Annotated in this window: 11 protein-coding genes and 1 pseudogene; 10 read left to right on the top strand and 2 right to left on the bottom strand. The window is 44.1% G+C overall.

Features of this window, described 5'->3' with window-relative positions; translation table 11 throughout:
* Nucleotides 1-55 precede the first annotated feature (55 nt).
* Nucleotides 56-1,372: pseudogene (locus MZO41_RS02530) on the top strand (C1 family peptidase).
* Between the two features lie 12 nt (nt 1,373-1,384).
* Entirely contained in the window at nt 1,385-1,807 is a 423-nt protein-coding gene (locus tag MZO41_RS02525) for a helix-turn-helix domain-containing protein (protein WP_003641613.1), read from the top strand.
* Nucleotides 1,808-1,924: 117 nt separating this feature from the next.
* On the opposite strand, the gene MZO41_RS02520 is transcribed toward MZO41_RS02525, so the two are convergent.
* Nucleotides 1,925-2,791 (bottom strand): DegV family protein, encoded by an 867-nt coding sequence (locus tag MZO41_RS02520; protein WP_128650841.1) that lies wholly within the window; start codon nt 2,789-2,791, stop codon nt 1,925-1,927.
* Between the two features lie 157 nt (nt 2,792-2,948).
* Here MZO41_RS02520 and MZO41_RS02515 point away from each other — a divergent pair, with 157 nt between their 5' ends.
* Nucleotides 2,949-3,431, top strand: coding sequence for a GNAT family N-acetyltransferase (locus MZO41_RS02515; RefSeq protein ID WP_003641611.1), 483 nt, complete (start codon nt 2,949-2,951; stop codon nt 3,429-3,431).
* A 794-nt stretch (nt 3,432-4,225) separates the two neighbouring features.
* Nucleotides 4,226-5,026, top strand: coding sequence for a 2-keto-4-pentenoate hydratase (locus tag MZO41_RS02510; protein ID WP_022638375.1), 801 nt, complete (start codon nt 4,226-4,228; stop codon nt 5,024-5,026).
* Nucleotides 5,027-5,187: 161 nt separating this feature from the next.
* Here the strand turns inward: MZO41_RS02510 and MZO41_RS02505 are convergent, their stop codons facing one another.
* Entirely contained in the window at nt 5,188-5,724 is a 537-nt protein-coding gene (locus MZO41_RS02505) for a phenolic acid decarboxylase (protein ID WP_003641609.1), read from the bottom strand.
* A 115-nt stretch (nt 5,725-5,839) separates the two neighbouring features.
* Here MZO41_RS02505 and MZO41_RS02500 point away from each other — a divergent pair, with 115 nt between their 5' ends.
* From MZO41_RS02500 to rbsD, 6 genes are all read left to right on the top strand, one after another.
* On the top strand, nt 5,840-6,385 hold the full coding sequence (locus MZO41_RS02500; protein ID WP_003641608.1) for a PadR family transcriptional regulator: 546 nt from the start codon (nt 5,840-5,842) through the stop codon (nt 6,383-6,385).
* 190 nt (nt 6,386-6,575) lie between these two features.
* Nucleotides 6,576-7,037, top strand: a complete 462-nt coding sequence (locus tag MZO41_RS02495) for a universal stress protein (protein WP_003641607.1) — start codon at nt 6,576-6,578, stop codon at nt 7,035-7,037.
* Between the two features lie 288 nt (nt 7,038-7,325).
* Nucleotides 7,326-9,929: a bifunctional acetaldehyde-CoA/alcohol dehydrogenase gene (gene adhE, locus MZO41_RS02490; protein WP_013356084.1), complete on the top strand. Its 2,604-nt coding sequence runs from the start codon at nt 7,326-7,328 to the stop codon at nt 9,927-9,929.
* Nucleotides 9,930-10,188: 259 nt separating this feature from the next.
* On the top strand, nt 10,189-11,187 hold the full coding sequence (gene rbsR, locus MZO41_RS02485; RefSeq protein ID WP_003643604.1) for a ribose utilization transcriptional repressor RbsR: 999 nt from the start codon (nt 10,189-10,191) through the stop codon (nt 11,185-11,187).
* Between the two features lie 103 nt (nt 11,188-11,290).
* Nucleotides 11,291-12,211 (top strand): ribokinase, encoded by a 921-nt coding sequence (gene rbsK / locus MZO41_RS02480; protein ID WP_058906956.1) that lies wholly within the window; start codon nt 11,291-11,293, stop codon nt 12,209-12,211.
* Nucleotides 12,212-12,213: 2 nt separating this feature from the next.
* Nucleotides 12,214-12,609, top strand: a complete 396-nt coding sequence (gene rbsD, locus MZO41_RS02475) for a D-ribose pyranase (protein ID WP_003641603.1) — start codon at nt 12,214-12,216, stop codon at nt 12,607-12,609.
* Nucleotides 12,610-12,615: the final 6 nt, after the last annotated feature.

The raw sequence follows: 12,615 nt of genomic DNA, 5'->3' as shown, positions 1-12,615 counted from the left end.
TTAATGGTCAATAAGCCTAGAATAATGGCAAGTATCACGATGGAGGCTGGTAAATATGGCAACTGAACTAACACCGGATGCACTTGCCGCTTTACGGACAACGCATGCGCAGGATCGAATGGCACCAGTATTGACGCGAGCGATTACGAAGAATGGGATTGAGGCTGCAAGTTTTGATAATCAAGCTGCGAGTCGCTTAGCGCGGACTTTTTCTGTTGAAGTACTAACGGGTAAGGTCAGTAATCAGAAGCACAGCGGTCGTTGCTGGGAGTTTTCATTATTAAACACGCTCCGGCATAAGTTTGCGACCCGGTATCACGTCAAAGACTTTGAGTTATCACAAAACTATTTGTTTTTCTGGGATAAGATTGAAAGGGCTAATATTTTTTATCGGAATGTTGAACAAACGGCGCGTCAGCCGATTGATGACCGGCTTGTTCAGTTCTTATTTGCTAATCCGGGCGAAGATGGTGGTCAGTGGGCGATGGCGGCCAGCTTGGTTCAAAAGTATGGTGTCGTTCCAGCTAGTGTGATGCCAGAGTCCTTCAACACTGATAATACGACGGCATTTCAAGCCAGTTTATCACGGCAGCTTCGTAAAGATGGGTTAAAACTTCGGCAACTCGTGATGGATGGTGCAAGCGAGGCCGAGCTACAATCACTGGAGAAATCAATGTTGCAAACGGTCTATCGGATGACGGCGTACTCATTTGGTGAACCACCAACTAGCTTTGATTTAGAATATCGTGATGATGAGCAACAGTACCATCGTACGGCTAATTTAACGCCTCAGCAATTCTATCAGGACTACTTTGAAACTGATCTGGATGATTACGTGGTCGTTACTAATTCACCAGATAAGCCGTTTAATCGACTTTATAGCTTGCCAGACGAGGATAACGTGATTGGTGGTAAGCCTATCGAATTTTTGAACCTTGATATGGGTGTGCTGACGGACGTTGCTGTGCAACAGTTACAGGCTGGCGAAACGGTTTGGTTTGGCAACGATGTGTTGCGACAGATGGACCGGAAGACGGGATACTTGGATGCCCATTTATTTGAAACTGGCAAGTTATTTGGAACCAACGATCATCTGACTAAGGCGTAACGGCTGTTAACAGGTGAAGGTGAAGTTAGCCATGCCATGACGTTAACCGGCGTTGATTTAGTGGCTGATACGCCAACTAAGTGGAAGGTCGAAAATAGTTGGGGTGAGCAAGTAGGTGATCAAGGCTACTTCGTAATGAGCCAAGATTGGTTTAATGAGTACGTCTATGAAGTAGTTGTTCACAAGCATTTCTTGGCACCGGAATTTCAGGCGCTGCTTAACGAACGTGCACAGCGGCTACCCGCATGGGATCCGTTGCACTAGGAGGGTAATGTGATGGGAATATTTTCAGAACGATTAAAAGAAGCGATGCAACAAGCGAACATAACCTCTGCTCAGTTATCTAAACAAACGGGAATTGGTCGTTCATCAATCAGCCAGTGGTTAAGTAATAAATACGTGGCTAAACATGATAAGGTTACGGCGTTAGCGACAGTACTGAATGTGTCGCCAGATTGGCTGCTAGGTACGACTGATGTTGCAACAGCGGTGGCCCCGGAAGCGGTACCGATTCCAGTATCGGTCACGCCAACCCCTGCCGTTGACCCCGAATTAATAACATTGTGGGAACAGCTGGATACCAAACAACGATCTAAGTTGATCAAAAAGGCACGGAAGTTGTTGACTAAATCGGCCGAACAGCCCAACACAAAGCGGAAAAAGAACAAGAAAAAGAAAAAAGGCAAGAAACGGAAATAAGGCAAGAAACGGAAATAAGGCAATGCAAAAAACAACTTTTGCTCCTCAGCTCGTCGTGAGGAGCAAAAGTTGTTTTTTGACTGTCATGATGAATTATCAGGGGTTGATAATGGTGAACTAAATGGTCCATTTTTCCCAGTCACGCGCCCAAATCAGTCCCATGACGCCTTCTCCAACGTGAACCCCAACGACGGGACCAATCTCGCCTTCATCGATGGTGAGATCAGGAAAGCTAGCCTTCAAGTCAGCTGTCCATTCGGCTTGGAGTTTCGGATTGTTGCCATTTTCGATTGTGACGCGAAGTGGATAGTCAACGGCAGCAATCTCAGCAGCCAGCTTGGCTTTGATGGCTGCGTATGCCCGCCGCATCGTTCGTTCTTTTTGAATAGCGACGATCTTGCCATCTTGAAAGGTCAAAACGGGTTTAATGCGTAAGAGGTTGCCAACGAGTCCAGAAGCGTTTGAGAGCCGACCAGTCCGAACCAAGTGACTGAGATTAGCGACAACAAAATATACGCCGGTTGTTTCACGGATTTTTTTGAGCTGAGCAATAACTTGTTCGGGTGAGTATCCTTCAGCGACTAATTTAGCAGCTAACAAGACCATGTAAGCTTCTCCACCAGCCGTAATTAGTGAATCAAACGGATAAACCTTGATGTTGGTTACGTTTGGCAGGTAACTTTCGAGATTAGTAATAAAGCTGGTGATACCAGAAGAAAGATGGATACTAATGACAGCATCATAGCTCGCCTTTGCCAGCTGATCATAAGTCGTTTGCATCTGACCAAGGGTAATCTGAGTGGTCGTTGGTAACTCAGGCGCGGTACGCATTCGTTCATAAAATTCTTTGGACGTTATTTCGACGTTTTCTAAGTAGGTTTGGTGACCAAAAATAACAGTAATTGGGACGACGTGAATATGATACTTTTCAACATCGGCCGCTGAGAGGTAGCTTGCGCTATCCGTTACAATTGCGGTTTTCATTTTTCCCCCGCTTTCATTTGGTGAAAGTATTGCCTAACATTATAACGCTTGTCAGTAGTTGAAAGCTAGCTTTGATGAATAGATTAAGGCGATTAATGTTTGAAATTCTCAACAACTAACGTCATAATGAGAATCATTAAATGGGGGAGGGCGCAGGATGACCAAACGAATTGAGATAAAACCGGCAACAGCTGCGGATCAAGCAGCGCTGGCTGAAATATATTTAGTGGACCGTCAGCAAGATTTTCCATGGGTCACTGATCCACAACTGCAAGATTTTAACGAAGACAGCCGTGGTGAATTCGTGCTGGTCGCGTGGATTGATGGTCAGCGGGCTGGCTTTTGTTCGTTGTACCGGCTGGCCAACTTCATTCATCTGCTTTTTGTGGCCCCAGATTTCCGCCACTTGAAAGTTGGTGAACGGCTACTGACAGAAATGCGCCAGTATGCAACCGAACCACTCACGTTGAAGTGTGTGATGGCCAACGAAAATGCCCTGCGATTTTATGCGCAAGTAGGGTTTCGAATTGTCAAAGCAGATGCGGACGCGCTCCCACCAAATTATACGTTGCGTGATACGCATACTGAGCAGTACGTGGCATTAGTGGATGTTATGGCCAATGAGCGCAAACTTAATTAATCTAATTTATTTTTAATTTTAAGGTTGACATTGTGATAATCTGGCGCTAGAATCTAATCATTAATTAAATTTAGATTAAAAACCGTGATAAGGAACGGTGTTAAGCTGGTTAGTTAGCGAGCTGCGGATTGGTGTAAGGCAGTCAATACCACTTAACATAGATCACCTTGGAGTTGCGCCTCGAAATTCGTGGAGATGGTGCTGGATGGTACCCATTAATGTACCGGCGTATCGCAATTGCTGTACGTACTAAGGTGACTATTGTGAAGTAGTCGCGAATAAAGGTGGTAACCCGTTCTGGACGTCCTTTAATTAACTCATAGGAGTTAGTTAAAGGACGTTTTTTTATGATTTAAAGGTGGTGAGGAGTATGGAATCGGACATTCAGGTGGCTAGTTACCAACAAATGTGGGCAATGGTAACTAGTCGCACGAGGACTTGCTCCTCGAGTAACACATAGGTCAACAAGGAATCAAAAACACATAGTATAACTGAGTACTCCGGGTAGATCACATACGATACCACGTGTATCGATTAACACATAGTTTTAGCAACGTGCAATTTATACGTTTAGGCACACATAGTTTTAACATGAACGATATTTATGACCCGTAGTCTTAATAATTCGTATTTAAGACGCCCGTACAATTAGCTGGCGCACTGAATACATCCAAATAATGAAGTGACAACTAGATTAATTGTAATGAGTTAACGTATTAGCAATGGTTAGACGGCCTCATTACGAACACATATTAGGATAACAGTAACCACAAACACATAATGGAGGTTTTATAATGACAACTACCACCACAGAAACAGAAACTCAAGTTGCACAACAGCTATTTACGGCCTATCAGACACAGCATGCGTTAACAATGGCTGATTTTACAAGTAGTGTCGTTGACGAAGACGCTGCGTATCGAGTTCAAGCCGCATTAACGGCCTTAAAACAGCAGCCGGTTGGTGGATACAAGGTCTCGTTGACGAGTGCGGAAACTCAAAAGATGTTTGATGCTCATACGCCGCTGTACGGTGTCCAGGTTGCAGATCACTTTTTGGCGGCACCAACCACGGTTCGACGCGGGCAACTAATGGACCCACTCGTCGAAGTGGAGTTGGTCTTTAAGGCTAAAGAAGACCTGTCAACCACCGATTCATTGACCGATTTATGGCAAAAAACGACTGTCGCGCCGGGACTTGAATTGCCAGATTCACGTTTTGCTGACTGGTTTCCCGATTTGCCTAAAAATTTGGTGGTCGCGGATGCCGCAGTCGGTGGGCTAGTGGTATATGGAACTGAACGGGAGACTGCCGAGTTATTCGCTTCAGCTGATGCAGTGGCAACGCCAAAGTGTACGCTAGTCCATGATGGGGAAACGGTTAAAACTGGTCAAGCGAGTGAAGTGTTGGGTAACCCGCTTGAGTCATTGAAGTGGTTAGTCGGCAAGCTTGCAGAGCAAGGTAAGACATTAACGGCTGGTCAACGAGTTTCGTCGGGGACGTTTGTCCTACCACCACATTTGACCGCGGGGCACTGGCAAGCCGACTTCGATGCCGGGCTGGGACAGGTTGCGCTGGATGTAACAGAAGCCTAAGTAAAATAATTACGAAAAAGGCCTTCATAAATGTCATGACATTTATGAAGGCCTTTTTGAAGTGTTGCTAAATGAATGTTTTTCAGATGATTAGTAATTTTCAAAGATTGGACAGACTGCTAATTATCCAATTTGTAGACCAGAATGTTTCACGTGAAACATTACTTATTTAAACGATGGTAGTTTTGATCAAAGTACTTGCCGTTGCGAATATCATTCGGCATTTCTTTGTAAGGTGCTTCACTGATTACATCTTCATTGTTTTGGCCGGCGTCGCCCATGTAAGTAATATTGGCAAATTCGGGTACAACTAGTTTTGGATAAGTGGCATACTTTTCACGAGACTGTTCCATTAAATCGATGTGTTCGTTTTGGTAAGTGACCGTAATTTCAGGGTGTTCTTCAACCCACTTTGGGAAGAAAATCGTACCGTGTAGTTTCTTCTCATTGGGCATGAAGTCTAGTGCAACGTCAGTCCCAGTTGGTTCAGTCCAAGAAATTTTGTAAATGCCTTCGGTCAACATGACGATGTCAGCTTTTTGATCAGTGACCCAACGACCGGCAACCATCCCACCGTGGATTCGGTAATCAACGGTGTGGTCGTTCTTGGCGTACCACTCGTATTCCCAGCCGTTATCATAAGTGTAGATAAAGTGTGTGCCGAGAAAGTCATCAAGTGTTTTAAAAGTTTTTGTCATTAGAATTACCTTCCTTATGTCTAATATGTCATTTTAATCATGTAATTTATTACATGTTTTAAACAACAAGGTTAGTGTATACTGTTATCAAGGAATCGTCAAGGAGGAATTTCCAATGGCGCAAAAAAACAAGTTACAATTTATTATTCTAGGGTTATTAAACCAGCAACCATTAACGGGCTATGATCTAACTAAAGCCTTTGATGACGAGATCGGTGAATTCTGGCAAGCTCAACATAGTCAAATTTATCCGCAATTGAAACGACTAGAAGAACAAGGTTACGTCACGCATGAAATTACGGTCAGTGGCGAAAAACTTGAAAAGAAACTCTACCACATCACCGCAACTGGTCGGCAGCTGTTACATGAGTGGATCAGTGTCGGTACACCAGACTTAACCGCTACGAAAGATGAATTTATTTTAAAACTATACTTTATTCAAACGGATCGTGATCCACGCCTACTAGCGATGTTACAGGAACAGCTCACCCTGCACACAGCTAAGTTAGCACACTTACAACAGCGATTGGCGACCGTTTTCCCGCAAGCTAAAGCTGCTAAGCAACATTATGGTCACTATTTGATCTTACAACATGCGATCGGACGAGAAGACTACTATGTGAATTGGTTGAAGCAGACGTTGAAAGCCTTACCGGAGTAATGGGGAGAGTGCTGCCACTCTAACTGGTGGCTGGAATCATAGCGTTAAAAGCTACCCTTAATTATTTAGAGCGGCGTTTGAAGGAAATCAGCTTATGATTATATGCGTGTGAGAAATGGTGCCGTTTGAATTCTGAAACTGGTATAATGGCAGTGGTCAATATCAATTCACTTCAATGAGGAGATTAACTATGGAAAATCAAAAAATGCAAGAGCCACTTGTCTATCGGCGAATTTTACTGACCGTTGATGAGGACGATAATACCTCTTCAGAACGTGCGTTTCGATACGCAACGACTTTGGCCCACGACTATGATGTTCCGTTAGGAATTTGTTCGGTGCTGGAAAGCGAAGATATCAATATCTTTGATTCATTAACACCGTCGAAGATCCAAGCTAAACGGAAACACGTTGAAGATGTTGTTGCTGAGTATGTTCAGCTTGCTGAACAACGAGGCGTTAATCAAGTAGAGCCGCTTGTCTATGAAGGCGGTGATGTGGATGACGTCATTTTAGAGCAAGTTATTCCAGAATTTAAACCAGATCTATTAGTGACCGGTGCCGATACTGAATTTCCACATTCTAAGATTGCTGGGGCAATTGGTCCGCGTTTGGCCCGAAAAGCACCTATTTCAGTTATCGTTGTTCGGTAATCAAGACTCGGGACAGGGATTAAGATCCAAGCTGATGAAATTTTAACAACCGCAAGCTCATCATGGCTAATGAGGAGCTTGCGGTTGTTTTTGACTGCTATTGTTCATTAATGAACTTAACAATTGAATTTTTTTATTGGCTATAAATACTGCTAAACATGAGTTTATAAGTGTACTGTTTGGATGATATTAAATAATTTTTCAAATTCTTGTTGCATTATGAGCAAGGATGGCTATAATAAAGTTTGTAAATTAATTCACAAAGGAATTGAACGGAGGAAGCACTTCATGATTAAGACAGAAAAAAATCAAACAAGCAAAGTTACTGACGAAGTTGATCAATTAGTTCAACGTTCTAAGAAAGCATTAGCTGTTTTGAAGTCATATACCCAAGCACAAATCGATGATTTATGTGAAAAGGTTGCGGTTGCCGCACTGGACAATCATATGAAGTTAGCCAAGTTGGCGGTTGAGGAAACCGGTCGGGGTGTTGTTGAAGATAAGGCGATTAAGAACATCTACGCCAGCGAATATATCTGGAACAGCATGCGCCATGATAAGACAGTCGGCGTCATTAAAGAAGACGATGAAGAGCAACTAATGGAAATTGCTGAACCAGTTGGTATCGTAGCCGGGGTTACACCCGTAACGAATCCAACTTCAACAACGGTTTTCAAGACGTTGATCTCATTAAAGGGGCGTAACACGATCGTCTTTGGTTTCCATCCTCAAGCTCAGAAATGTAGTTCTGCGGCTGCTGATGTGATGCGGGAAGCGATTAAAGCTGCTGGTGGTCCAGCTGATGCTGTTTTATACATCGAACACCCAAGCATTGAAGCAACCGACGCCTTGATGCACCATACGGATGTTGCGACGATCTTGGCTACCGGTGGTCCAAGTATGGTGACAGCCGCTTACTCATCAGGTAAACCAGCACTGGGTGTTGGTCCTGGTAACGGCCCAACTTATGTTGAAAAAACAGCTGACATTAAGCAGGCGGTTAACGACATTGTTTTATCGAAGACGTTTGATAATGGGATGATTTGTGCTTCTGAAAATAGTGCCATTATCGACAAGGAAATTTATGCTGAAGTTAAAGCTGAATTTATTCGTTTGGGTTGCTACTACGTTAAACCTAAAGATGTGCAAGCCTTGAGTGATGCTGTCATTGATCCTAACCGGCACACAGTTCGTGGTCCAGTTGCTGGTAAAACAGCTTATCAAATCGCACAAATGGCTGGCTTGAAAGATGTCGCTAAGGACTGCCGGGTCTTGATTGCGGAGATTAATGGTGTCGGTATCAAGTACCCATTATCCGGCGAAAAATTATCACCAGTTCTGACCGTTTACAAAGCGGATTCGCATGAAGCGGCGTTCAAACGGGCTAATGAATTACTTCACTATGGTGGCTTAGGCCATACTGCTGGGATTCATACGACCGATGATGCATTGGTCAAAGAATTTGGCTTACAAATGCCAGCTTGCCGGATCTTAGTTAACACGCCATCTTCAGTTGGTGGGTTAGGTAACATCTACAATAACATGGCGCCTTCATTAACTCTGGGCACGGGATCATATGGTGGCAACTCGATTTCTCATAACGTTACAGATATGGATCTGATTAATATCAAAACTGTGGCAAAACGGCGTAATAACATGCAATGGGTCAAAATGCCTCCCAAAGTCTACTTCGAACGCAATTCCGTTCGCTACTTGGAACACATGGCCGGGATTAAGAAGGTTTTCCTAGTTTGTGATCCTGGGATGGTTGAATTTGGCTATGCTGATCGAGTAACGGCGGTCTTGAACAAGCGGACTGATCCGGTTGATATCGACATCTTCTCAGAAGTTGAACCGAACCCGTCGACTGACACAGTCTACAAAGGGGTTGCCCGGATGAAGGCCTTTAAGCCAGATACAATCATTGCACTCGGTGGTGGTTCTGCAATGGACGCCGCTAAGGGGATGTGGCTCTTCTATGAACACCCAGAAGCTTCCTTCTTAGGTGCTAAACAGAAGTTCCTGGATATCCGGAAGCGGACGTACAAAGTACCAGTATCCGAAAAAGTAACTTATATTGGGATTCCAACGACTTCTGGGACTGGTTCTGAAGTAACGCCATACGCGGTTATTACGGACTCCAAGACGCACGTCAAATACCCGATTACGGACTACGCAATGCAACCAGATATTGCGATCGTTGACCCACAATTTGTTGAAACGGTGCCAAAGCGGACGACGGCTTGGACTGGTCTCGACGTAATTACCCACGCAACCGAAGCATATGTTTCAACGATGGCTTCTGACTTCACACGCGGCTGGTCAATTCAAGCCTTGCAATTAGCCTTCAAGTACTTGAAAGCTTCTTATGATGGTGACAAGATGGCTCGTGAGAAGATGCACAATGCCTCAACGTTAGCTGGGATGGCCTTTGCCAATGCCTTCTTGGGTATCAACCACTCGATCGCCCATAAATTAGGCGGGGAATTCAACTTACCACACGGATTGGCAATTGCGATCACTTATCCGCAAGTCGTTCGTTACAATGCTGAAATCCCAACGAAGTTAGCAATGTGGCCGAAGTACAACCATAATACTGCCTTAGCCGACTATGCCAACATTGCCCGGGCCTTAGGGTTACCAGGCAAGACCGACGAAGAACTCAAAGAAAGCTTAGTTAAAGCTTACATTGACTTGGCTCACTCAATGGATGTGACCTTATCCTTGAAAGCTAACCGGGTCGAAAAGAAGCACTTTGACGCCACCGTCGACGAATTAGCCGAACTGGCCTATGAAGACCAATGCACGACCGCTAACCCACGCGAACCTTTAATCAGTGAATTAAAGGCGATTATTGAACGTGAATGGGACGGCCAAGGTACTGAAAAATAGCCCTTTGTGAATTAAGGGAGCCCGCGCTCATGATGAGCGCGGGCTTTTTTGTCATGTGGTTTTAGAATAACTACCTGGAAAGTTTTTACTGTTTGTTTTCAGAGGAGGAGAAAATGAAGACTTGATATGGATAAATTATCGGCTTGCACACTATATAGATATACTTATAGGTGTACTAAATATTTTTGAGATTCGGTTAGGAAAATTCGGCGTTCTAGGCTACAATAATGCAAGAGTTAATTTTACGGAGGAGAAGCCCATGAAAAATAAGGCAGTCACAATCAAAGATGTTGCGCGCCTTGCAGAACGCTCAATTGCGACCGTGTCACAAATTTTAAACGGGCATGGTGATAAGTTTAGTGCGGCGACGGTTGCTAAGGTGGAAGCGGCCCGGGATGAATTAAATTATGAGCCCGATTACTTTGCTCAGCGGATGATTAAGAAGACCAGCAAAACAATTGGGGTCCTTGTGCCTGATATCCGGAATCCCTTTTTTGGTGAGCTACTTCGAGGCATTGAAAATGTCTTGTATCAGCAAAATTTCATCACGATGTTGTGTAATGCTGATCTGGATGAAGACAAAGAACGCGTCTATTTGGATGAACTCAGCCGCCGGGGTGTGGATGGCTTTATTATCGCAAGTTCGGCCGTTTCCAATAATGCGATTAATGATATTCTACGGCAAAAGGGTCACCCATTTATCGTCTTAGACCAAAAGCGCGCCGAAGGGTTCAGTGATTCTGTGTTGACTGATGACTATGATGGGGGGCGGCAAGCTGCTCAACACTTAAAAGATTTGGGACACCGGCAAGTCGCCGTTCTTATTCCAGCAAAACCGTCAGCCAATGTCCAAAAGCGGCTTAGTGGTTTTTATAGTGTGTATCCGCGGACAGCGGTACATGTCATCGCGACGCCGCTTTCTAAAGTGGGTGGTCGCCAAGTTGTTCCGGAAATTTTGGCGACTGGGGTTACGGGGATCTTTGCAGTCAATGACGAAATCGCATTCGGTGTATACTTAGGCATGGCTGAACATGATAAGCGGATACCGGATGATTACAGTGTCATTGGCTATGACGATGTCGAAATGTGCCAATATGTCGCGCCACAGCTTACAACCATCGCACAACCGATTTTTGAGTTGGGGCAAACGACAGCCAACCAGTTACTCGACCGTATTGCTAATCCGCAGCAGCCATGGGAAGAACACCACTTACCAGTTAAATTAATTGAAAGAAATTCGACGGCACATTTGAATTAATTATTCAGATGTGTTATATTTTTTACGAGTTATTAAAACGTTTTCATAAAACGTTTTAATAAAAACTAAATTCAGATTAATTTAACTATTTGGAGGGACCATTATGAATACGGTAACCGTTATTGGGAGTATCAACTTAGACCGGACGATTCGGGTTGAAAACATGCCAAAGCCTGGCGAAACGATTCACACTAAGGAAATCTTTTCAGCCGGTGGTGGTAAGGGCGCGAACCAGGCCGTCGCAGCGCAACGTTCTGGTGCTAATACCCACTTTATTGGTGCGGTTGGTGACGATGCTGCTGGTAAAACCATGCTTGATTTATTGACGCAGGAAAAGATCAACTTGGCAGGGATCACAAAGATGACTAATCAATCGACAGGTCAAGCTTACGTCACGGTTGATGATGCCGGTGAAAACCAAATTATGATTCATGGTGGTGCCAACATGGCCTTTACGCCAGCAGACGTTGAAGCCCACCGTGATATCATTGAAACTAGTGATTTTGTGGTTGCACAATTTGAAAGCGCTGTCGATAGTACGGTCGAAGCCTTTAAAATTGCACAGGCCGCTGGCGTAAGAATAATCTTGAATCCCGCTCCAGCCATGGAAAAAGTCCCCGCTGAACTTTTAGCAGTTACTGACATGATTGTACCAAATGAGACGGAAACGGAAACTTTGACTGGGATTGCAATCACCGATGAAGCCAGCATGTTAAAGGCGTCCGCTGCATTACACGCCCTCGGTATTTCAGCTGTTATCATTACGATTGGTAGTAAGGGTGCGTTTTATGATATCGATGGGCGACATGGTATCGTACCAGCTTTTAAAGTCGAAGCCGTGGATACGACTTCAGCCGGAGATACGTTTATTGGCGCGATGAGTAGTGTGTTAAATAAAGATTTTAGTAATCTTGAAGATGCGATTCGCTATGGTAACCGGGCGTCATCGATTGCCGTACAACGTTTCGGTGCGCAACCATCAATTCCTTATAAAAATGAAATTACAGCCGCGGAGGGTAAATAATTATGAAAAAAACAAAAGTTATTAATTCAGATTTGTCACGAGTTATTGCAACGATGGGCCATTTCGATAAGTTGAGTATTGGTGATGCTGGCATGCCAGTACCAAGTTCAACCGAAAAAATCGATTTAGCCGTTGATAATGGTATTCCTAGTTTTATGCAAGTCTTGAATAACGTCTTGGAAGAGCTTGAAGTACAACGAATCTATTTGGCAGAAGAAATTAAAGTTCAAAATCCTAAGATGTTGACGGCCATCAAGAAGCGCTTACCAGACACCCCAATTACCTTCATTCCACATGAAGAAATGAAGAAGGACTTGGCTGACTGCAAGGCCTTTGTTCGGACTGGTGAAATGACACCTTATTCAAATATTCTATTGGAAAGTGGCGTTACTTTTTAAAGTAGT

Source organism: Lactiplantibacillus sp. C232, assembly GCF_023806725.1.
Lineage (GTDB): Bacteria > Bacillota > Bacilli > Lactobacillales > Lactobacillaceae > Lactiplantibacillus > Lactiplantibacillus plantarum.
Note: the sequence above shows the minus strand (reverse complement) of the source record. Positions and strands in the feature narration are given on the sequence as shown.